General features: G+C 50.4%; 24 protein-coding genes. 13 read left to right on the top strand and 11 right to left on the bottom strand.

Translation table 11 applies throughout. The features are described from left to right. Nucleotides 1–14 precede the first annotated feature (14 nt). On the top strand, nucleotides 15–1,121 hold the full coding sequence (locus tag H6G21_RS21960; protein WP_190575986.1) for a TRAP transporter substrate-binding protein: 1,107 nt from the start codon (nucleotides 15–17) through the stop codon (nucleotides 1,119–1,121). 19 nt (nucleotides 1,122–1,140) lie between these two features. On the opposite strand, the gene H6G21_RS21955 is transcribed toward H6G21_RS21960, so the two are convergent. Then, entirely contained in the window at nucleotides 1,141–1,461 is a 321-nt protein-coding gene (locus tag H6G21_RS21955) for a DUF6335 family protein (RefSeq protein WP_190575984.1), read from the bottom strand. 448 nt (nucleotides 1,462–1,909) lie between these two features. Between H6G21_RS21955 and H6G21_RS21950 the strand changes: the two genes are divergently transcribed. Continuing rightward, nucleotides 1,910–2,089, top strand: coding sequence for a hypothetical protein (locus H6G21_RS21950; protein WP_190575982.1), 180 nt, complete (start codon nucleotides 1,910–1,912; stop codon nucleotides 2,087–2,089). 355 nt (nucleotides 2,090–2,444) lie between these two features. Continuing rightward, nucleotides 2,445–2,717, top strand: coding sequence for a hypothetical protein (locus tag H6G21_RS21945; RefSeq protein ID WP_190575980.1), 273 nt, complete (start codon nucleotides 2,445–2,447; stop codon nucleotides 2,715–2,717). 201 nt (nucleotides 2,718–2,918) lie between these two features. Here the strand turns inward: H6G21_RS21945 and H6G21_RS21940 are convergent, their stop codons facing one another. Beyond that, the gene (locus H6G21_RS21940) at nucleotides 2,919–4,226 is read right to left on the bottom strand and encodes a cytosine deaminase (protein WP_190575977.1); all 1,308 of its coding nucleotides are present in this window, start codon (nucleotides 4,224–4,226) and stop codon (nucleotides 2,919–2,921) included. Between the two features lie 363 nt (nucleotides 4,227–4,589). Between H6G21_RS21940 and H6G21_RS21935 the strand changes: the two genes are divergently transcribed. Further along, nucleotides 4,590–5,096 carry a hypothetical protein gene (locus H6G21_RS21935; RefSeq protein WP_190575975.1) on the top strand — a complete coding sequence of 169 codons (507 nt, stop codon included), beginning with the start codon at nucleotides 4,590–4,592 and terminating at the stop codon, nucleotides 5,094–5,096. A 149-nt stretch (nucleotides 5,097–5,245) separates the two neighbouring features. Here H6G21_RS21935 and H6G21_RS21930 read toward each other — a convergent pair whose 3' ends face one another. Next, nucleotides 5,246–6,811 (bottom strand): pentapeptide repeat-containing protein, encoded by a 1,566-nt coding sequence (locus tag H6G21_RS21930; protein WP_190575973.1) that lies wholly within the window; start codon nucleotides 6,809–6,811, stop codon nucleotides 5,246–5,248. A gap of 190 nt (nucleotides 6,812–7,001) precedes the next feature. Here H6G21_RS21930 and H6G21_RS21925 point away from each other — a divergent pair, with 190 nt between their 5' ends. Then, nucleotides 7,002–7,937: a prephenate/arogenate dehydrogenase gene (locus H6G21_RS21925; protein WP_190575970.1), complete on the top strand. Its 936-nt coding sequence runs from the start codon at nucleotides 7,002–7,004 to the stop codon at nucleotides 7,935–7,937. A 214-nt stretch (nucleotides 7,938–8,151) separates the two neighbouring features. Here H6G21_RS21925 and H6G21_RS21920 read toward each other — a convergent pair whose 3' ends face one another. Beyond that, on the bottom strand, nucleotides 8,152–8,652 hold the full coding sequence (locus H6G21_RS21920) for a peroxiredoxin (RefSeq protein ID WP_190576021.1): 501 nt from the start codon (nucleotides 8,650–8,652) through the stop codon (nucleotides 8,152–8,154). A 405-nt stretch (nucleotides 8,653–9,057) separates the two neighbouring features. Between H6G21_RS21920 and H6G21_RS21915 the strand changes: the two genes are divergently transcribed. The 3 genes from H6G21_RS21915 (at nucleotide 9,058) to H6G21_RS21905 (ending at nucleotide 11,013) form a co-directional block, all read left to right on the top strand. Beyond that, on the top strand, nucleotides 9,058–9,780 hold the full coding sequence (locus tag H6G21_RS21915) for a pyridoxine 5'-phosphate synthase (protein WP_190575968.1): 723 nt from the start codon (nucleotides 9,058–9,060) through the stop codon (nucleotides 9,778–9,780). Between the two features lie 5 nt (nucleotides 9,781–9,785). After that, nucleotides 9,786–10,109: an MgPME-cyclase complex family protein gene (locus tag H6G21_RS21910; protein WP_190575966.1), complete on the top strand. Its 324-nt coding sequence runs from the start codon at nucleotides 9,786–9,788 to the stop codon at nucleotides 10,107–10,109. Between the two features lie 151 nt (nucleotides 10,110–10,260). Continuing rightward, nucleotides 10,261–11,013 (top strand): hypothetical protein, encoded by a 753-nt coding sequence (locus H6G21_RS21905; RefSeq protein ID WP_190575959.1) that lies wholly within the window; start codon nucleotides 10,261–10,263, stop codon nucleotides 11,011–11,013. 154 nt (nucleotides 11,014–11,167) lie between these two features. Here H6G21_RS21905 and H6G21_RS21900 read toward each other — a convergent pair whose 3' ends face one another. The 3 genes from H6G21_RS21900 to folD all read right to left on the bottom strand — a co-directional run bounded on the left by H6G21_RS21900 (nucleotide 11,168) and on the right by folD (nucleotide 13,620). Next, nucleotides 11,168–11,665, bottom strand: a complete 498-nt coding sequence (locus H6G21_RS21900; protein ID WP_190575957.1) for a divergent PAP2 family protein — start codon at nucleotides 11,663–11,665, stop codon at nucleotides 11,168–11,170. Between the two features lie 119 nt (nucleotides 11,666–11,784). Then, a complete protein-coding gene (gene crtE / locus H6G21_RS21895; RefSeq protein WP_190575955.1) occupies nucleotides 11,785–12,687 on the bottom strand; it encodes a geranylgeranyl diphosphate synthase CrtE in 903 nt (300 codons plus the stop codon). A 57-nt stretch (nucleotides 12,688–12,744) separates the two neighbouring features. Continuing rightward, the gene (gene folD / locus H6G21_RS21890; protein ID WP_190575953.1) at nucleotides 12,745–13,620 is read right to left on the bottom strand and encodes a bifunctional methylenetetrahydrofolate dehydrogenase/methenyltetrahydrofolate cyclohydrolase FolD; all 876 of its coding nucleotides are present in this window, start codon (nucleotides 13,618–13,620) and stop codon (nucleotides 12,745–12,747) included. A 196-nt stretch (nucleotides 13,621–13,816) separates the two neighbouring features. On the opposite strand from folD, the gene H6G21_RS21885 reads away from it, so the two are divergent. Together H6G21_RS21885 and H6G21_RS21880 are read left to right on the top strand one after the other, a co-directional pair. Continuing rightward, nucleotides 13,817–14,176, top strand: a complete 360-nt coding sequence (locus H6G21_RS21885) for a hypothetical protein (RefSeq protein ID WP_190575951.1) — start codon at nucleotides 13,817–13,819, stop codon at nucleotides 14,174–14,176. Between the two features lie 126 nt (nucleotides 14,177–14,302). Beyond that, the gene (locus tag H6G21_RS21880) at nucleotides 14,303–14,749 is read left to right on the top strand and encodes an NUDIX hydrolase (protein ID WP_190575948.1); all 447 of its coding nucleotides are present in this window, start codon (nucleotides 14,303–14,305) and stop codon (nucleotides 14,747–14,749) included. On the opposite strand, the gene menH is transcribed toward H6G21_RS21880, so the two are convergent. From menH to H6G21_RS21865, 3 genes are all read right to left on the bottom strand, one after another. Further along, entirely contained in the window at nucleotides 14,732–15,529 is a 798-nt protein-coding gene (gene menH, locus H6G21_RS21875; protein ID WP_190575946.1) for a 2-succinyl-6-hydroxy-2,4-cyclohexadiene-1-carboxylate synthase, read from the bottom strand. The two genes, H6G21_RS21880 and menH, sit on opposite strands and share 18 nt — an antisense overlap. A 27-nt stretch (nucleotides 15,530–15,556) precedes the next feature. Next, nucleotides 15,557–16,294, bottom strand: a complete 738-nt coding sequence (locus H6G21_RS21870; RefSeq protein WP_190575943.1) for a class I SAM-dependent methyltransferase — start codon at nucleotides 16,292–16,294, stop codon at nucleotides 15,557–15,559. 133 nt (nucleotides 16,295–16,427) lie between these two features. Next, nucleotides 16,428–17,459 carry a tetratricopeptide repeat protein gene (locus H6G21_RS21865; protein ID WP_190575941.1) on the bottom strand — a complete coding sequence of 344 codons (1,032 nt, stop codon included), beginning with the start codon at nucleotides 17,457–17,459 and terminating at the stop codon, nucleotides 16,428–16,430. 78 nt (nucleotides 17,460–17,537) lie between these two features. On the opposite strand from H6G21_RS21865, the gene H6G21_RS21860 reads away from it, so the two are divergent. The 3 genes from H6G21_RS21860 (at nucleotide 17,538) to ftsH3 (ending at nucleotide 20,654) form a co-directional block, all read left to right on the top strand. Next, nucleotides 17,538–18,359: an aminotransferase class IV gene (locus H6G21_RS21860; protein WP_190575939.1), complete on the top strand. Its 822-nt coding sequence runs from the start codon at nucleotides 17,538–17,540 to the stop codon at nucleotides 18,357–18,359. Nucleotides 18,360–18,362: 3 nt separating this feature from the next. Further along, nucleotides 18,363–18,572, top strand: a complete 210-nt coding sequence (locus tag H6G21_RS21855; RefSeq protein ID WP_190575937.1) for a hypothetical protein — start codon at nucleotides 18,363–18,365, stop codon at nucleotides 18,570–18,572. Nucleotides 18,573–18,812: 240 nt separating this feature from the next. Beyond that, nucleotides 18,813–20,654, top strand: coding sequence for an ATP-dependent zinc metalloprotease FtsH3 (ftsH3, locus tag H6G21_RS21850; protein ID WP_347278056.1), 1,842 nt, complete (start codon nucleotides 18,813–18,815; stop codon nucleotides 20,652–20,654). A gap of 266 nt (nucleotides 20,655–20,920) precedes the next feature. On the opposite strand, the gene H6G21_RS21845 is transcribed toward ftsH3, so the two are convergent. Continuing rightward, nucleotides 20,921–21,430 (bottom strand): LuxR C-terminal-related transcriptional regulator, encoded by a 510-nt coding sequence (locus H6G21_RS21845; protein ID WP_190575935.1) that lies wholly within the window; start codon nucleotides 21,428–21,430, stop codon nucleotides 20,921–20,923. Between the last annotated feature and the right edge of the window lie 103 nt (nucleotides 21,431–21,533).

The following is a 21,533-nucleotide window of genomic DNA, read 5'->3' as shown; positions in this document are numbered from 1 at the left end:
GATGGCCCCAGCCCATGAAGCGTCGGAATTTAATCACCACAGCGGCGATCGCCACTGCCACGGCAACCAGTCTCTCCGGCTGCATTCGCGTTCGTAAAGCCTCTTCTAGCAGCAACAGCAGCCTTCCGACGGTGAAGTGGCGCATGGCGACCAGTTGGCCCAAATCCTTGGAAACCATTTTTGGGGGAGCCAGTACTGTTTGCCAGCGGGTGGCGGAAATGACCGATGGCCGCTTTACCATTACCCCCTTTGCCGCTGGGGAGATTGTGCCCGCTTTACAGGTGATGGATGCTGTGCAGTCCGGAACCGTGGAATGTGGCCATACCGCTAGCTACTATTACACGGGAAAAAATCCCGTCCTCGCCTTTGGCACCGCCGTGCCCTTTGGGTTAAATGCCCAGCAGCAAAATGCATGGCTCTACCACGGAGGGGGCTTGGAGGCGCTACGCAAGGTCTACGCTGATTTCAACATCATTAACTTCCCGGCGGGCAATACGGGCGTGCAAATGGGCGGTTGGTTCAAGAAGGAAGTGAAAACCGTCCGTGACCTGAATGGGCTTAAGATGCGGATTCCCGGCCTCGGCGGCAAGGTCATGGCTCAATTGGGTGTCAATGTGCAGGTGTTGCCCGGTGGAGAGATTTACCTAGCCCTCGATCGGGGGGCGATCGATGCCGCAGAGTGGGTCGGCCCCTACGATGATGAAAAATTGGGACTCCACAAGGCCGCACAGTTTTACTACTATCCCGGTTGGTGGGAACCGGGGCCAACCTTGGAAGTGCAGGTGAATCGCAATGCCTGGAACAAGCTGTCCAAGGAATACCAAGCAGTATTTCAAACGGCCACCCAAGAGGCTAATTTAAACATGCTGACCCAGTATGACGCCCTCAACCGGGAGGCTATGGCGCGGCTCATTGCCCATGGGACTAAGTTTGTGCCCTACAGTGCAGAAATTATGAAAGCGGCACAGGCCGCATCGTTTAATCTGTACGAGGAAAATGCTGGTAAAGATGCCACCTTCAAAAGCATTTATACTCAGTGGAAACAATTCCGTGAACAGATTGCAAAATGGAATGCGATTAATGAATTGAGTTACGCTAATTTTGCGGCAGGCAATAACTAGCTGGCTAAATGAATTCTGGCTAAATAGATTCTAAGTCAATTACCTTCAGAGTATCACCTGCATTTTCGAAGTCATCATCTTGCTCTGCCACAGCAGAATCTGGTTGTAGTTCCCAACGATCACGATCGCGTTGTTCCATTATGGCTTTTAGATGTAGTGGGGCTTGATCCGCAAGCTGAATGCCGACGGCTTCTGCAAGTGGTTCTGTGTCGTTTTGACCGGGAACAGCGGCACTGCCTCCAACTGCTTCTTCGCCGCTTACCTCTGCTCGATCGGCATCGGCATCTAAGTCGCCTCCAGTCACTGTACTCAATTTATGGGGCATGGATTCATAAGCCATAGCCAATTTCTCCTACTGCTTTAGAGTCACTTCTAGGCTAGCCGTGGTCAAGCTAACCTTGAATATCCAAAATGACTGAGATCTGAAATAGATAGCAATCTCGTCCAGTCTCTCCAAAGTATGAAACAACAGACCAATGCCCCTATGCCGGTTAATCCACAGTAAAGTAGGAATAAATTTAGGGCTACTATCTAATCTTTATACTCATTCGAATTGAACTTGCTCAAGCTGGATTTAGTCGTTAGTCTTGCTTGACTGTTGTTATCTCTTGACTGTTAGTCTCTTTTGACTATATAGTCTTGCGGAACTTTTGTTTTCTTGTATTGAGGGTATTTTTATTTGTATAGCTTGTTGTTTTACATGAATCTTCACATAATCAGTTCATCTATATAACCAGGTTTTTTGAATTGACTGGTTCATTCCCATACTTAATCAGTAGGTAAATTCTATGATGACACCACAACCACTAACAGGGATTACTCTCATTGACTGTGCTAGAAGCAACGCAGTATTTGGGCTTGAAGTGGCTGCATTGCGATGTGGCTATGGAGATAACATCGAAGCCTTTCAAACTGCTTTGCAGCAAGCCTGTGATACAGCAGGCATTACCGGTAGTGCCCTGACGTAAAGGATAGAGAAAAATAACCTTAAGCTGAAAGGTCTTTTCTACAAGGCTTTCGGCGAAGTCTGATTATTCTTCATCCTTTAAGAAATAGGACTACCGCATTACCTTTAGTGATTTGAGTGATCTACTCGACAGCCCTCGTAGCCTAGAAATGCCCCCTGGACTTTCGATCGCCCCAGATAGCCAATCTCAACTTTAATTACATAATCATTAACCGGGTAGATCTAAAGTTTTCCCGTACTTCAATGTAAACATCCACCTAAATCGATAAAGACTCACTAGGTTAAGTATTCAAATCGACGGTTTCAAGAAGCTTTGCCTGAACTTAGAGTTAGATCATTAACTTGAGGAAAAAGCGATGCAGAACCCATCCCAAGAACCCAACTACCGTCGGACCCTTAACGAAGGCGATCGAATTGATCCTTCTAAATCTTTAGAGGAAAAGAAAAAGCAATTAGCGGTTGACACGGCTGATATTACAGGAGAGCATTTGCAAGTCCCCACCTATTTTGTCGTTCAAAGAGAAGGCGAAGAGCCCAAAGCTCTACATCATATTAAGGATGCTGAAGCCATCTCAGATATCATCCGACAAGCTCGGGTAGACGAAAACGGTGAGCGAATTTGGGATTAATCCCAAGTCAATTGATAATTGAGACCCATAACGACCTCCTTGAATTCCCCTTAATAAGAGTGATTTGAAAAGAATTTGGCTGAATTTCCATCTTGTTAAAGGAGCGATAGGAGGTCGAATCTGTCGCATCAATGAATCAATACTGATATTGCTGGATTGATATGTTGTATTGATATTGTTGTATTGATATTGCTGTTCTGGTTAATACAATAAATCATCTAATTCTGCATAATCGGGGAGGGTCGTTTCAATTTGTTTGCCATTGCGTAGAACTATCCGATCGTGCTGGCTGCGCGATAGCAATTCGCTAAAACTACGAGCTTTAAAAAGAACTAAATCCGCCGACAAGCCTCCCCCAATTCGGCCTACCTGGGATAACCCCATCAACTCCGCCGGGGTCATCGTCACGACATTGGGCCAGTCGCCATAGGGCCGATCGAGATGGGCAATCCGCACCGCTTGATTAAACACCTCCAGTCCATCGTGATCACCAAACCCATAGAACGGATCACGGCAATTATCACTCGCGATCGCCACTGGAACCCCGGCTTTTTTCAATTCATGAATGCGCGTCACCCCCCGCCAATAGGGCGTTCGCGCCGCCTGCCGATCCTGCAAATAGAGGTTACACATGGGCAAGCTGACAATGCCAATGCCTGCTTTTTTCACCAAGGCGATCGTTGCTGCTGCCTGTTCTGGCGGCTGTACTGCAAGGCTACAGCAATGGCCACAAACCACTTTCCCTTTGTATTTGTGTTTAATGGTCGCCTCTGCAATCAGATGTAAACACCGAGACTCCGGATCACCATTTTCATCCACATGAAAATCCAGTAGAAGCTTCCGATGTTTTGCCAGTTGAAAGGTGCGATCGATTTGCTGTTCCAGATCGGGATTGGTATAAGCAACACCGCCTAAAATTCCACCCATCTCTGCCACTAAATCCGCCAGCTTTTCCCCCTTAGGTGTTAGGTAATAATCCAATGAAACCAGGGAAACTGCTTGTAGGATTAGGCGATCGTGCCATTCTGCTTGCAATTGCCGAAACACTTCAAAACTAATTTTCCCCTGTTTATCTGCTGAATCAAGATGGGTACGAATAGCTTGGGTTCCGTGGGCATAGCTACATTTCAGTCCAAATTCCATACGCCGATAAACATCTTGTTCATTCCAGCGTTGTTTAGAGTCCTTTTGAACTGTTGTTAAGGCTCCTTCAAAGGTGCCATTAGGATTGGGTGCTCGATTCCAAATATGCCCCTTATCCAAATGGGTGTGCATATCCACAAAACAAGGCCACACCATGCCATTTTGGAGGTCGATCGATGGTGCACTAAAGCTGCTAAACGTACCCGCCGCCGTAATCGTCCCAATGACACCCTCTTGAATTTCAATATCCACCGTCAGCAAATGATCGATCGGCGGTTTGCGGGGTGTCCACTTGGATCCCCCTAGGAGTAATGACGCAGGCACACGGGCATTCCGAAGCCAGTAATGGTTAGAGTCGAACAACATGGATCAAATCTATCAAAGGGCTAATCAGGCGGGCTAATCAGGCAGGGCTTGTCAGGCAGGGCTTGTCAGGCAAAGGGCTTGTCAGGCGGATAACCGATCCCTATCAAAGCTCATCATCATCGATGATCCCATGAATATTGATGATTGAAATCCCATTCAAAAAGTCCTCTCCTAAATAACCATCATAGATGGGACTTAATTCTGATCCATCATTCAAAATGGCAGTGTCGTCAGCCTAATGATCCAATATCAAATGATTCTTTTTTGTCAGACGAGATTTAATTGTTAACCTCCAAGCCTAAATTCGTCATGCCATAATTTAGACATCCTCTAAACTATTGTAATTTTCAAAGGAACTCTGTGATGCGTCAGAAAGCCTTAGAGAAGTTGTCCTCCTGGGGAATTTTCACGATCGCCACGCTGACGATCGTGATCCTAGAAGCCATGACGCTCCAACCAGCGGTGTCCTCCCCGGTCATGGCCAATTCTCAGCCGATCGAGGATACCTCTATAACAAAACTCAAGGAATCTGAGAAAGAGAGTGATGAATTTTGGGTTCCTGCTGCCCGAGTTGATATCCAGAAGCCTGCCAAAATTCAGCTGGTCAACAAAACCCCGGAAACCTTGGAATATCTCATCACCACCCACACCAATTTCCGACGTTTAGCCCCTGGCCAAACCGTTACCCTCAGCGATTTTCAGCCTCCCGTATTTATCAACATTAATTCTCTCCGGGACAGCGGCAATGTTGAATACAGCGTCACGGTGGACAAAAAGACCAACACCGCAACCGTGGACATTAAACCCACGATCGGCCAAGGCAATCGCACCCTAAACCTAGACAAAACCGGCGCTATTTATCTGTACTAAAGTATTGCAGTCCAGGATTACCCACCAGAATTACGGCTCAGGACTACGATCCAGTACTACAGCCAAGCATTGCAGCAAACATTGCTGCCAAATTCTTGATTCATGGTAGCCAAGTTATTCAGGCCATCTTGAGGGATTTCAGAGGGATTTCACCCAATTGCCACTCGCTGTAAGTCCCGAAATCCATTGATAAATTCAATCACTTGCTCTAACCCAGCTAATTGAAATTCTGGCAGTACATTAGCTTGGAATTCATCCATTTCTCGGAAAAAGGGAACCGATCGCTTCCCAAACATAGGATTGCTGTAGATCGTCAAACGTTGACCATCGGCATTTACCAGAGTGGTTTGCGTTGGGGCTTGGAAAAAAGGTAATTTCTGGGCTGCCAGAGGAATCGCTTGTAGCAGGCGATCGCGGTTAACTTGCTGGGTATTATGGCTGAGTAATTTCACCATCATGTGGTACTGCTGCAACTGCTCATTACTTTGGTGAAAGACTCGACTAGGAATCATCTTCAGCAATGCCGTCAAGTTCTGGTGCGTCGATCGGGCATCCCCAAAGGGCAAGATGGCAGCATAGGCAATCAGAAACAGTTGCGTATCCTGGATGAGTTCAAACCGCAAAATTGTGCGACCTCGATGGATCGTAATGTTGGGCGGTTGCATGGTTAATTTTGTTTGTCGGGTCAATTGCTGGTACGTCACAATTAACGCACTGTAGGACTCCGGATCAAGCCGATCGTCGATCGTCACCTCTACCGTCGGCGGCACCCGATAGAAAAATTCATAGGCATCATTGCTGCTGAACTGATAGGTTTTACTGCGATCGCCATTCTGACTTAAATCAACCCAACGACAATTAATATCGTCAACCTTAGGCCCAAAGGGAAAGGTATTGTAGAGCTTCGCCCCCGTTAGCTGGGCTCCGGTTAGATCCGCTCCCGCCCAATCCACTCCCGACAGGTTGGCACGGGTCAAATCCACATGCACCAGCGTCGTATTCAACAGCGTGGCATGGCTTAAATCCGCCCCCGTTAAGTTGGCCCCACTGAGAATTGCCCCACTCAGATCAGCCCAGCGCAAATCCGCGCCACTCAAATCGGCCCAGCGCAGATTCGCCCCACTGAGGTTCACCCCTTGCAAAATGGCTCGACTCAAATTGGCCTGCCGCAGTTCTGTTTGGCGTAAATTTGCACCACTGAGATTTGCACCACTCAGGTCACAACTATGCAAAATCGCCTGTTCAAGATTGGCTGCCGTCAATACCGCACGGCGCACATCCGCCCGACTCAGATTGGCTCGACTGAGGTTAGTACAGCGCAGTTTGGCATCCCGCAAATCTGCCGCCGACAGATTCGCCCGTTGCAACTGAGCCCGACTCAGATCCGCCCGCTCCAATTCTGCTTTGATCAGGTGGGCTTGGATTAAATTGGTCTCGCTCAAATCCGCCAAGGACAAATTCGCAACGTTCAAGCAAGCCTGTTGCAGATTCGCTCGTTGCAAATTTGCGCCATTGAGCTTGGTGACATTGAGCTTGGCTCCACTCAGGTTAGTCTGACTCAGGTTCGCATTCGTCAGGTTCACCACCGTCAAATTGGCAGCGCTGAGATCAGCCCCACTTAAATTGGCACTGCTTAGATTAGCTTCATTGAGACGGATGGAACCAAAATCTCGTTTTCCGATCGCGTACTGCTCTAACAATTCCTCAGGACTCATCAGCGATACCCTGACCCAGACGGCGCATTATGTGTGACTTAATTAGTGCTAGCGTTCCCCAGTCCATTACTGAACTCGCTAAATAAAGAGCAGTCAAAGAAAACCCTAGAACGGAGTCCTACCCCCATGGGACACTAGGAAAGGACGGACAACACCAGCAGTTCCCTTTTGAACACCCAAACAACGGGCTATGACTGAACTATCTAAGAGCACGGATTCGATTCGCAACTTCAATCGCACGGATTTAATCACCACAGTGGACAAGGCGAACAGGGTTCGCACGGTTGGCATTGTTGGTTTGGGGCTTATCGGGGGATCGTTAGGATTAGATTTACGATCGCGGGGCTATCGGGTCATTGGCGTCAGTCAACGGGCTAGCACCTGCGAAACAGCAGAATTGCGAGGCGTTGTCGATCGCGCAAGTCCTGATTTATCCATCCTTGCAGACACTGAAGTTGTCTTTCTATGCACCCCACTCTCTCACCTAGAATCAATGGCACAACGCCTCATTCCGTATCTCGATCCAGAAACTATTTTGACGGATGTCGGGTCCGTTAAGACTCCGATTGTAGAGGCAATCCAAGGTTTGTGGAATAACTTTGTCGGTGGGCACCCCATGGCGGGTACAGCGGAAAGTGGAATTAACGCTGCAATCCCCAACTTATTTGTGGGTAATCCCTACGTAGTGACACCGACCGTCAAAACACCGAATCGTGCGATCGCTGTGGTCAGTACCATTGCGCAAGATCTGGGCGCTATTCTGTACAGCGCCACGCCGGAAGCCCACGATCGTGCCGTTGCATGGATTTCCCATAGTCCAGTGATGATCAGTGCCAGCCTCATTGCTGCTTGTCTGAAGGAAGCTGATGCTGAGGTGCTGCAACTAGCGCAAAACTTAGCCAGTTCAGGGTTTCGGGATACTAGCCGAGTCGGCGGGGGCAACCCAGAATTGGGATTACTGATGGCGCAACTGAATCGATCGGAAGTTTTGCGATCGCTAGACGCCTATCGTCAACAGTTAGATCAGGTCATTCAGCACATTCAACAGGAAAATTGGGAAACGCTAGGAGAAATCTTGCAGAAAACCCAAGAAGAAAGGCCAAAATTTCTACGTAAAGCCACTTAATTGGCAATAGCCCGCGTTTTCCACAATTTTACTGAGAAGGTTTGGTGAAATCCCTAGGAAGTTAGGGCAGAAATTGCCGTAGCAACCCGTTGGATATACGGAGGGTATACGGAGAGATAGAGTTCTGGAATAGCATCCCAGTTATCCCAGGCAATTCTATGAAGACACGGGCTAAAGTCACCGACTTTATTTTTTAAGACAATGCTGCCACCAGTTAACGCGGGCTGGTCGCTTGTAACTCATCCAGCTTGGCGAGGACTTCACGACTGTGGACGATCGGGTTGACCCCTAGAAAGATCGATCGCAGAATTCCTTCCGGATCCACGATGAACGTATGACGGGCTGACCGAATCCCCAGCCAGGATCCATAAGCTTTACTAACTGCACCTCCTTCATCGGCCAACAGGGGAAATTTGAGTCCTTCGGAGTCACAGAACTCGGCATGGGAGTTAACAGAGTCCGCACTGATGCCGAGAATTTGTGTCTGCCGCTGACGGTAGGCCGGGAGATCCTGTTGGAACTTGCGGGCTTCGATCGTGCAACCAGACGTGAAATCCTGGGGATAAAAATAGGCCACGACCCATTGCCCACGATAATCCGCTAGGCTGACTTCGCCTTCTCCCGTCGTTGCAGGCAACGTGAAATTTGGAGCCGCTTGCTCCAGGGGCGGTAACTTTCCACCCATGGCTTGGGCCATTGGAGGCAATAAACCCATGGCTCCGATCGTCAGTATGATCGTCACAATCACCGTCCAACACCCGCGCCAGCGCGATCGATGCAGCATTTTCGTTCCCCCAATGCATTCAATTGCTAAATCAGATTGTTTACTTAACTTTACAAAAAATACTTATCTTTACAAAGCAGCGTTTTCCACTCTTCCCAGATTTCAGGTTCCAGCATTCGGTGGAATACCCTACAACTCATTGCTCATGCTATTTCTTCAAAGACGCTTAAAGACGCCATAGCGTTGAGGGCAGGGCATGACAGGGCATTACAGCGCCTTCATCGTCAGTAGGATTATTTCATCTCTGGATTGTTTTATGATTATTTAGCTTTATACCCGATCGACCAATTCATCCGGTAAAATTGGATCCTGTTAATTTGCAGGAGAGTCCTAGCCTTGCCTACCCTTGGAGTCAACATTGATCACATTGCCACCTTGCGCCAAGCTCGCCGTACCGTTGAGCCGGATCCTGTAGCCGCTGCCGTTCTCGCAGAATTAGCAGGGGCCGATGGGATTACAGTTCATTTGCGGGAAGATCGACGGCATATCCAAGATCGCGATGTACGCTTGCTGCGCCAAACCGTGCGGACCCATTTGAATCTAGAAATGGCCGCAACCGATGAAATGGTGGCGATCGCCCTCGACATCAAACCGGACTACGTCACCTTGGTGCCGGAACGCCGCGAAGAAGTCACCACGGAAGGGGGCCTCGATGTGGCAGGTCAGCTGCCTCGCATGAAAGAAGTGGTACAAGCCCTTCAAGGTGCCGGGATTCCAGTCAGCCTGTTTATTGACGCTGATGATGAGCAAATCACGGCCTCAGCCGCCAGTGGCTCAAAGTTTATCGAACTTCACACCGGACGCTATGCCGAAGCCAAAACCGAAGTAGAGCGCAACCAGGAATTGCAAATGCTTTCTCAAGGGTGTGAGTGGGCGATCGCCGCTGGACTCCGGGTCAATGCAGGGCACGGACTGACCTATTGGAATGTTTATCCCGTCGCTTGTCTCCCAGGCATGGAAGAATTAAACATTGGGCATACCATCATTAGCCGTGCATCATTAGTTGGGATGGAACGGGCTGTGAAAGAAATGAAACTTGCGATTCAAGGAGACCTATAAAACCAATGACGACCTACTACTACGTTTTAGCAAGCAAAAAATTCATGCTTGAAGAAGAGCCCACCCACGAAATCATTCGGGAGCGGCATCGCAACTATCAAGAGAACGAGAAGGAAATTGACTTTTGGGTGATTGAGCAGCCTGCTTTTTTAGAAGCGCCGGAATTTGCAGACATTAATGCCCAGGTGCCCAAGCCCGCCGCCGCGATCGTGTCTACCAACAAGCAGTTCATCATTTGGTTGAAGCTGCGTTTAGAATATGTCATCACAGGCGAGTTTCAGCAGTCTGAGACGATTCCCAATCCGCTCGCTTCCCTGGCATCGGTCTAGATTGGCATCGGTTGAGACGGGTACTGGTTCAAACCAGCGATTGGCCCCGAGCGACTGGCCTAGAGTGGCTAGCCTAGGGCTAAGGGAAGCGTTGGATGCCGTCAGATCTGAATGCAACTAAGCTCTGAATGCAACATTGGATGAAAACAGCATGAATGCGTGGCGCTGGCAAACCGGATTTTGGACGATAGTGACCGCGATCGCGCCCTTAGCGATCGTTCCCCCAGGCAAGACCCAAATCCCTGTCTGCGCCCCGCCCAATGCTGGGGAATATCTGCTGTTTGTGCTCAGTCAAACCCCAGACAGTCAAGCCACCGTCCGCAGCAAATTACCTACGGATGTTCCCGTGAGCCTGTGCAATTACCAAGGGGCCCCAGTGACTCGTTTGGGAGGGTACCAAACCGAAACCGCCGCCAACGCCTGGGCTCAGTACCTAGGGCAAAGCACCGGGTTACAGACGGTTGTGGTGAAACCCAGTCGCGTGCCCCCGCCCAATACCATTCCGCCCGCGACGACGGCTCCAGCAGCCAATCCAACCGTCCCACAAGCGACCCCGGCTAGCCCACAGACGCTTAGCCCACCGATATCTAACCCACAAATCCCCAACCCACAGACACCTAACCCGCAAACCCCGATCGCCTATAATCCTCAGGTTTTAGAGAGTGGTTATGCAGTGTTGGTGAACTATCAAAATCAGCCCGAGGTGGCCAGTCAGCTTTCCCAGGGCTTAAATAAAAATATTGGTCTGGTGGCCTATGGGCAAAAGCCTTATTTGCTCGCGCTCCACACGACGGATGCTGTAGCTGCAAACTCAGTCATGCAATTACTCAGCGATCGGGGCTATTTAACCATGGTGGTGGATGCCCGCCGAGTGGTTTTATTGAAGTCTGCCGTTCAACTCTAGCGCCATCCTGGGGAACACCCCTGGGAGAAGTGCGCTTGAGTAGGCTCACAGGGGAGAAGGCTGATCATTAAACTGATCATTAAGAAGACTGACTAGTGAAACCGTTAGCATTCACTGCTGACATCCGTTCCGTCTTAGCTATCTACCTACATCCTTAGCCCCCTACCCACATCTGACGCACCCAAGCCAACTGCCCCGTGCTGCCCATTTCCGAGAGGAAGGAAATGGCAATGCCCATGATCGAGCCAACAATGACCTGAACCGGGGTATGACCTAACAGTTCTTTCAGGCGAGTTTCGGTTAACTGGTGGTCACCTTGAAAGAGCTCATCAATCAGTTGGTTGAGGATTTTCGCTTGCTTGCCTGCTGCTTGACGGACACCTGCTGCATCGTACATGACGATAAAGGCAAATACCGTCGCGATCGCAAATTCTGCACTGTCCCAGCCCTGGGTTAAACCAATTCCCGTTGCTAGGGAGGTAACTAGGGCAGAGTGGGAACTGGGCATACCACCCGTTTCCACCAAGACACGCACATTCAACTTGCCATGCATCGCAAACTCGATGATCAACTTGGTTGCTTGAGCAAGCAAGCAAGACGCGATCGCAATAACTAAAACGTGGTTGTCAAAGATAGCACTCAGGGACTGCATAAAAATCGGGTTGGGAAATCGGGATCACAGAATTGAGAACACCTTACCGCAATTACGGCAGAGTCTCAATTTTTATCACCCTGAAAATCAGATCCACCTGAATTCTCGGGACAGTCATTTTAATTTTTGCGCGCAGTAATATAGTCCGCGATCGCAATCAGCGGGTCTGCTGCTGACCCAAAACCGCTCAGTTCTGCCTTGGCCTTCGCTACGAGGTCTTCCGCTTGGCGGCGCGATTCTTCGATACCCCACAGCTTGGGATAGGTGGTCTTGTCCGCTTGTAGATCTTTCCCGGCGGATTTACCCAGTTCTTCGGTGGTGGCAGTAATGTCGAGAATGTCATCCACAATTTGGAAGGCTAAACCGATGTTTTTAGCGTAGCGCAACAGTTTTTCCTGATCCGCGTCGGAGGCTCCCGCCAGGATGGCCCCACTCAGGACGGAGGCTTCCAAGAGCGCTGATGTTTTGTTGTTGTGGATAAACGTCAGAGTTTCCAGACCGATCGCTGCATTACCCTCCGATTGCAGATCGACCACTTGGCCATCGACTAAGCGGGCAAAGGCCCGTCCCAGGAGCATCACCACATCCAAAATCCGATCGGCAGGGACGCCTTGGGTTTCCTTCGCCACGTACTCAAAGGCATAGGACAGCAGCGCATCCCCCGCCAAAATCGCGATCGCCTCACCGTAAACCTTATGATTGGTTGGTTTGCCCCGGCGGAAGTCATCGTTATCCATGGAGGGCAAATCATCATGGATCAGGGACATGGTATGCACCATTTCCAACGCACAGGCCGTGGCCATCGCCATTTCGGTATTGCCGCCCATTAATTCACAGGTTGCAAGGCAGAGAATGGGTCGCAGGCGCTTGCCCCCCGCCATCAGGGAGTAGCGCATGGATTCATAGATCGTTTCAGGGTAGGCGAGGGCGATCGATTGGTCGAGAGCAGCTTCTACCAGCGCTTGTTTCTCAGCGAGATAGGTCTTGAGATTAAAACTTGACTTTTCACCAGCAACAACCATCGAACAGCCTCCATGAAACATTCCTAAACGCAAGATGAGAACCGAGGTCTAGCGGCCTCAGGCCTCAAACTTTTTGCGGTAACTCAAAATTGTATTGTGTAACAGCATCGCCACGGTCATTTGTCCCACACCCCCCGGAACCGGGGTAATGTAGCTCGACACCTCTTTGACGGACTCAAAGTCCACATCGCCCACCAACCGACCTTTGCCATCGGGGGTCGCAATGCGATTGATCCCCACGTCAACTACCACTGCTCCTGGCTTCACCATATCGGCGGTCACCAGATTGGGCCGCCCCACCGCTGCCACCAGAATATCCGCCGATCGTGCCACCGCCGCCAAGTCATCGGTGCGCGAATGGGCGATCGTGACGGTTGCATCGGCTTCCAACAGCATGAGTGCTAGGGGTTTCCCCACTAGAATACTGCGGCCAATGACTACCGCTTTTTTGCCTTTAAGAGGAATATTATATTCCTTCAGCAACTCCATCACACCCGCCGGGGTACAACTGCGCAATCCGGGCTCTCCCCGCACCAAGCGCCCCAGGTTATCGGGGTGGAGTCCATCGGCGTCTTTATCGGGGTCGATCGTCAGCAGAAGCTGCACATCATCTAAATGATCTCCCGGCAAAGGCAACTGCACCAAAATCCCATCGACTCGATCGTCTTGGTTCAGCTCCCGGATGGCCTGTTCCAGTTCCGCTTGGGTCGTATCGGCGGGGAAATGGCGACCAAAGGAAGTAATTCCCACTCGGGCACAAGCTCTCTCTTTGTTACCGACATAGGCGGCACTGGCAGGATTGTCTCCCACCATCAGAACGGCTAATCCGGGGGGGCGTCCGTACTGGGCTTGCAAATCCTGAACCTGGGCGGTCATCTCAGCATACATTTTGGCTGAGAGGGCTTTTCCATCGAGTAGTTGACCAGTTGTCATGAAGATGTATGAAGTAGTGCTGGCTGCCAAGAGCCACGAAAGGATGAGATAGACTTTTCCTAGTTTCTCAGATTCAGTCTCCTAGATTTGCTGCATCTGCATGAAAATTTAGTCTTTTGTTGCAAAGGGTTCTTGCCAACCTTTTCTATATATCCTGTGATCTCTATTCTTGTGGTCTTTATATTGTGTGATTTCTATGGTGCTGCGATCGTTCCATTGGGGGCTGGTGGGGAGTCTACCTATGATTCTGATGGGCTGTCAGTCCTTGCCCACAACGCCGATCAACCAAATCTCCCATGCCCGTAGCACGTCCCAATCCCCTGCTTCGGGTGCCGTTAAGATTTCTGGGCAGGTCATTTCGATCGCTCCTATGGTGGGGCAGGTGGCCTATGAAGTGCAGGATGCCACCGGTCGCATTTGGGTCTTGAGTCGGCAACTCCCGCCGCCGCAACCCAATTCAATGGTGACGGTAACGGGGACCGTTCAAGCGACTTCGATCGTGATTAATGGGGAGGATCTCGGAGAAGTTTATCTAGAAGCTGTCGGTCAACAATAGGCAGCCCACAAGCACTAGGCAGCCCACAAGCACTAGGCAGCCCACAAGCACTAGGCAGCCCACAAGCACTCTCCCAGGATCTTACTCACCCTGTCTACAATCCTCTACGGTACTAGGTCAACCAAGATGCAAGATTCCAGGATTCAAGTTGCGATCGCGATTCTGCACCAAGACGATCGTTACTTACTGCAACTGCGCGATAACAAGCCGGAAATTGTCTATCCAGCCTATTGGGGCTTATTTGGAGGCCATGTGGAACCGGGGGAACATCCCGATGATGCCGTGGGTCGGGAATTGCTGGAGGAAATTGGCTACCGCGCGATCGACCTGCAAAAATTTGGTTGCTACGCCGATGACAAGGTGATTCGTCATGTCTACCAAGCCTCGCTCACGGTAGGGCTGGATCAGTTGCAACTCAATGAAGGTTGGGACATGGGGCTAGCCACCGTTACGGAAATTCAATCAGGAGAAAAGTTTTCGCCGATCGCGAAGCAAATCCGACCGATCGGGCCAACCCACCAAAAAGCGCTACTCGACTTCATCGCCCAGCAGACTTCAGCCCTGGGAAATTGATGATGACCGATCGAGGGCCGCGTGAATGATTGCCTGAATTGCGGCGGGTTGTTCAAGGTGGACATTGTGACCAGCCTGGGGCACGATCGTGCATTTTGCATTGGGCAACGACTGGGCCATAGTTTGCTGAATGGCAACAAATTTACGATCCCATTCCCCGGCAATTAACTGAATCGGCTGGGTGAGGTGTGGCAAATGGGGCCAAAGATTAGGTTGGACACCTAGTCCCATGGCACGTAAAGATTGGGTCAAGTCCTGGGGATGATTCTGCTGGCGTTTTTGGTAAATCGCTGGAAATTTGGGATGCTGCCGGAGGGATTGGAATAAGGGTTGTTGATACCAGCAATCGAGGAATCGAGGAAAATCTTGCTGCAATTCTGCCGCTAAAGCCATATCCCGAACGTATCGTTCATTCCGTTCTGCTTCGCTTGCCAGTCCTGGAGAGGCCGATTCGAGAAAGACTTGGGGGAATCGATCGGGATAATACAGCGCTAAATACAATGCCAAACGTCCACCCATAGAATATCCATAGAGACTCGCTTGGGAAATTGCTAAATCATTCAAAACGGCAACTACTTGAAAAGCAGCATACGCCATCGCGTAAGTATCACTAGGCAAATCAAGGCTATAGCCATGTCCCGGTAAGTCAATACAAATACAGTAGAATTGCTGCGAAAGATAGTTAACAAGTTCAGAAAAATCATCTCCTCGACCTAGAAAGCCATGGAGAAAACACAATGCTGGAAACTCTGGAGATCCATCGGTTTGATAATGCAGCATGTTACTGGATTAACTCACTGGATCAGCTTACTTAATCAAAACAACAATTCCTGTCGATCGCTTCCGAATTGCAGCGATATACCAGGCGACGAATCCCCCGACGATCGGCCAACGCCACAGCTTACGTAACCTAGCATGTTTCGGGGGTGCATAAAGCCGTCCAAAGTCGCTGGCATGGGGATACACTCGACTGGCCCGAAACCCCACCTGTTTGGCCGCCCGAATAATCGTGCCAGGAGGCATGTCGCGCTCAGTCACGCCAAATTGCGCCATGGCTTGGATAGATTCTGGACTTTTGGAATGACCTGCCCCTGGTTCGGACGTAATACAAATTCCCCCCGGTTTGAGAGCCCGGTACACGCTGCGTAGGGCTTCTACTTCATCGATCGCATGGTGTAAAGCATCGAAAAAGACTGCGCAATCAAATTCATCTCGAAAGGCCATCGACTCATAGTCACAGGTGACAAAAGCAATGTTATCTAAACCGATATTTTGGCGATTCATGTCTGCGTATTGAATCATATCGGGTGCAATATCTTGGCCGACGACAGTGTAGCCCCGTTTCGCAAAGAAGCAACTTGTCCAACCCGTCCCACAGCCGAGATCGAGCAACCGAGCCGGGGGCGCGGGCAGCAGATTCATTACCGCCCCAATTTCCATTAAATATTGCCCACAGGCTCCATCGGTAAAGGGTTTATGCAAAGCATGGTAAATTCCTGCTTCACCAATGTTTTTGAGATAATCAATTTCACCCTGTTTTGGCATCTGAATCAGCCTCTTTGCAACCTGCCAACAAACTGCTTTGCCCCAGCCAGCTACAAACTAGCCAGCAGTTGCGCCTAGCTAGCAGTTGCGCTGATTGTTTCAACTCATCTATTGCTGAAACTAAACTCACGATCTAAACCGACTCACGATCTAAACCAACTAACTGTTCAAAGACATCATTATCTTTTAATCCTTTTAACAGCAGTGGCTCCTCCTTGGCCCACTCACGCATGTCTTCGTTCCCCGCGATCGCTTTTTTCAGGGTTTGCAGCGCTTGATCCGCATCTCCTTTTTGGCTGTAACAGATTGCTATGTCATAGAGAAAGCCGGGATTGTCAGGGTATTCCTGTAAACCCTCTTCATAGATCGCGATCGCCTCATCATAGAGCTCTAGCCGTTGTTTAGTTTGAGCTCTGATGTTATACCCCAGCTCCGGGAATTCACCCTCCTTCGAATTTTCCATCTCGTCAGCGTAGATCGCCTCTGCCTCTTCCGTGCGCCCCAGCGTTTCTAACAGATAGGTCTGATCCAGCAACAAGAGAGGGATTGGATCTTGCTCCATCCCTTCCTTGTAGACTTCTAGCGCTTCATCGTAGCGTTTTAGTTTTTCTAAGAGCTGACCTCGGCTGTGGTAAACCATGTAAAACGCACCATAGCTGTCCACCCGATTCAGATCTGAGAGTGCCTCTTCGTATCGTTCTAGGCTCTCTAGGGAAAAACTGCGGGCGGTCAGATTCATGGGATTGGGAGCCATCTCCACCGCCTGGGTCAGAAATTCCAATGCTTCTTCATAGCGCTTTTGGCGATTCAGAAATGTTCCCAAACTAAAATAACAGCCGGGATGATCATCCAAAATCTCGACTACTTGACGATGGGTGGCTTCGGCTGCATCGATTTGCCCAGCTTCTTCCTGCACCGCCGCTTTATAGAAATACCCGTCAAAATTATCTGGTTCAAGCTTAATGACTTTGTCAAAGGCCGCGATCGCCCGATCGAACTCTTCTATATCCATGCAAGCACGCCCCAACTTAGTCCAAGCCTCGACACAGTTAGACTTAGCTTTGGTCGCTTTTTCGTAGGCTGCGATCGCTTGTTTATACTGCTTCCACTCCAGCGCAGTATCCCCTTTTTTCAGCCACCCTAAATGCTGGTCTTTGCTTGCCATGGCGCTTAATGAATGAAGTTTCTGGACAACGTCTTATCTTGCGATTTTCTAGTCTATCCAGTCTCCCTCCCGATTCCTATGACTACCCCACAAAATTTAGGGTTTTGGTTCAACGGCACGATGCAATTGGGCGCTACGATCGAGCTCCCAATTACGGATCCAGGATTGCTTTACGGAGCCACCGTATTCACCACGCTGCGGGTATATCACCAATCCCTCGATCATCCCTTAACCCACTGGCCTGACCACTGCGATCGGCTGCGCGCCAATCTTCAAACCTTCCGTTGGCGGACACCGGATTGGCAGCGGGTGCACCAGGGAGCTGTTCAGATGAGCCAGCATTATCCGATTCTGCGCATTACTCTGTTTCCTGATGGCCGCGAGTGGATTACCGGACGCCCCTTACCTGCCGACCTCACCCAACGACAGCAACAGGGAATTACCGCCTGGGTAGCCGACCCGGATTGGGCGCGATCGCTCCCGGCACAGAAAACGGGAAATTACCTCGCCCCCTGGCTTGCGCTACAAACCGCCCAGACCCACCAAGCCCAGGAAGCCATTTTGACGAACTCCCAAGGCCATTGGCTAGAAACCAGTACAGGAAATCTCTGGGGTTACACAGATGGGACTTGGTACACCCCACCCCTCGACAACGGTCTCTTAGCGGGTATCCAGCGACGGGCTATCCTGCAATTTTGCCAGTCCCAAGGCTTACCCACTGCTCAAGTGCCGTGGACTACTGACTTGATTCAGCGGTTTCACGTAATGGCCTATTCCAACTGTGTAGTAGAAATTGTGCCAATTAACCGAGTGTTACTGGGAGAACGGTGGTTGTCTTTTGCCCCAGATCGCTCACCATTACAGGCACTTCACCGATATTTTATCTACCCAAATCCATAACCTATGAAGTCAATCCGCAGAAGCTTGCGTCAGCAACGCCTTCAACGGCGGTCGCAGGGAGAATTTGTCATTGCATTGTTTGGTTTGATGGCTGCGTTTCTACTCCTCCGGGCTTGGATGCTGGGGATGTCGCCGATCGAGGGGACCCCACGCTTACAAACTGAGCACCTACAACCCACTGCCAATACAGCAGCCCCAACCCAGGAAATTTAGTCTCTGGAAATTTAATCTCTATCCCGATTATTTAAGGAGATGATGGACTAAGGGAATAGTGGCATTGGAGAAATCTTCGTCAAGCATAAAAGGCTAGGGCAAGAATCTCCAGTGCGGCATTCCACACCCGATCGCATTCTGAGAGGGGATCCCAAGTTTCTGAGGATACGTTAAGATTAATTAACAATAAGAAGCAAACTAGGGATCGACCCATCACATCCTTTAGGAGGGATAACCCCGGTGAATAAACGGTGGAGAAATGCAGGACTCTATGCGCTCTTGGCGATCGTCGTCATCGCACTGGCGACGGCGTTTATTGATCGCCAGCCGCCTGCAAAGGAAAACTGGAAATATAGTGAGTTTATTCAGCAAGTTGAAGCGAAACAGGTTGAAAAAGCCAGCCTGAGTGGCGATCGCACCCGTGCAGTGGTGACACGCAAAGATGGGGAGAAATTCATCGTTAACCTCCTCCCAGGCGACACGAAGCTGATCGATACCCTCACCAAGAATGATGTGGATATCTCTGTCCTGCCTCAACAGGATGAAGGCTTCTGGCTGCGGGCATTGAGTAGCCTGTTCTTCCCCATTCTGCTGTTGGTCGGTCTATTTTTCCTGTTGCGCCGTGCCCAGAATGGCCCCGGTAGCCAAGCCATGAACTTTGGCAAGTCCAAGGCTCGGGTGCAAATGGAACCCCAAACCCAAGTCACCTTTGGTGATGTGGCTGGGATTGACCAGGCCAAGCTGGAACTGGCGGAAGTGGTGGATTTCTTGAAAAATGCCGATCGCTTTACCGCAGTGGGCGCAAAGATTCCTAAGGGTGTGTTGCTGGTAGGCCCCCCTGGAACCGGGAAAACCCTCCTGGCCAAAGCCGTTGCCGGGGAAGCAGGTGTGCCCTTCTTCTCGATCTCCGGTTCGGAATTTGTGGAAATGTTCGTTGGGGTAGGTGCATCCCGCGTTCGCGACTTGTTCGAACAGGCGAAAACCAACGCGCCTTGCATCGTCTTTATCGATGAAATTGATGCGGTGGGTCGTCAGCGGGGTGCAGGTCTCGGCGGTGGTAACGACGAGCGGGAACAAACCCTGAACCAATTGCTGACCGAAATGGACGGCTTTGAAGGCAATACGGGCATCATCATCATCGCGGCCACCAACCGTCCTGATGTCTTGGATGCGGCTCTGCTGCGCCCCGGTCGTTTTGATCGCCAAGTGGTTGTCGATCGGCCCGACTATGCCGGTCGCTTTGAAGTCCTAAAAGTCCATGCCCGTGGCAAAACCCTCGGTAAGGATGTGGATCTGGAGAAAATTGCCCGTCGGACGCCGGGTTTCACAGGTGCGGATCTGTCTAACCTGCTCAACGAAGCAGCTATCTTGGCCGCTCGCCGTAACTTGACGGAAATCTCCATGGATGAAGTCAACGATGCGATCGATCGCGTCCTGGCTGGCCCCGAGAAGAAAGATCGGGTCATGAGCGAGAAGCGCAAGGAATTGGTGGCCTACCACGAAGCCGGTCACGCGATCGTTGGTGCTTTGATGCCGGACTATGATCCCGTGCAAAAAATCAGCATCATTCCTCGTGGTCGGGCCGGTGGCTTAACCTGGTTCACCCCCAGCGAAGAGCGCATGGATTCGGGTCTGTACTCCCGTTCCTACCTGCAAAACCAGATGGCCGTTGCCCTAGGGGGCCGAGTGGCTGAAGAAATTATCTTCGGAGACGAAGAAGTCACCACCGGTGCATCCAATGACCTGCAACAGGTGGCACGGGTCGCTCGTCAGATGGTGATGCGGTTTGGGATGAGCGATCGGCTGGGGCCGGTTGCCTTGGGTCGTTCCTCCGGCAGCATGTTCCTCGGTCGCGACATCATGTCTGAGCGGGACTTTTCGGAAGAAACCGCTGCAACGGTGGATGACGAAGTGCGGAACTTGGTTGATCAAGCCTACCGTCGCTGTAAGCAAGTTCTGACGGAAAACCGACACATTCTGGATAAGTTGGCAGCAATGCTGATTGAGAAAGAAACGGTAGATGCGGAGGAACTGCAAGAACTGTTGGCAACCAATGACGTGAAAATGGCAACTTTTGCCTAGTTAGTTGACCTAGTTGGTTAGTTGACCTAGTTGATTGGTTAGCCTAGTTGATTGGTTAGCCTAGTTAGCTGACCGAGGCTGACATGGGAACACCCGGTAGACACCCATCCGTTAGTTGGACACCCATAGGTTAGCCAGTCGTAAACCGTTAACTGGAAGTAAGCTCTACTCAAACCCCGCTGGATTGGGGTGAGTAGGGCTTTTTTATTGCGCGGTCTACTGAGGTGGCAGACTGTAGATGGGTGGGCCTGCCCAAAGATTTGAATTTAGCAGGCTTCTAACTCTTCCATTTGGCGTTTCATCTGAATATTACAGAGATGCTTTTTCACGGTGTCGATCGTGATGTGCAGCCGTTCAGCAATTTCCTTGCGGGAAAGATTTGCCCGCCGGAGCTGCCAAACTTCCGCTTCCCGAGGGGTTAATCCATAGCGTTGGGCCTCGGAGAATGCGAGGCTTTGCCAGGATTGTTGCTGATCCTCTAACCGGACTAAGAAGCAGGGATCGGCGATCGTATCCAATTGCAACCACTGCACCCGCAGGCGATAGCGATCGTGATTGGCAATCATGATTTCGGACTCCAGTACAAGCGGTTGATTGCCAAACCAGTCACGACTTTCTTGCAACGAATCACAGAGCGATCGAACTTCTTTGGGGATTGCACCGACTTGGTTAGTCAGGGCTTGGCAAATTCGCTGGGCTGGGAGATTCGCATAGACTAAGTCTCCTTGGGGTTGCACAATCAAAATTCCATCCACCAACCCTTCCAGGACGGACATCAGAAAAAGACTTGATGTTTGTAATACACCTGATTTCATAGTTTTGATGGGGGCTTAAATCATCAACAGACAAGTTATTCATTCATTGATCAGTAGATCCACG

The sequence above is a fragment of the Alkalinema sp. FACHB-956 genome, from assembly GCF_014697025.1.
Lineage (GTDB): Bacteria > Cyanobacteriota > Cyanobacteriia > Leptolyngbyales > Leptolyngbyaceae > Alkalinema.
Note: the sequence above shows the minus strand (reverse complement) of the source record. Positions and strands in the feature narration are given on the sequence as shown.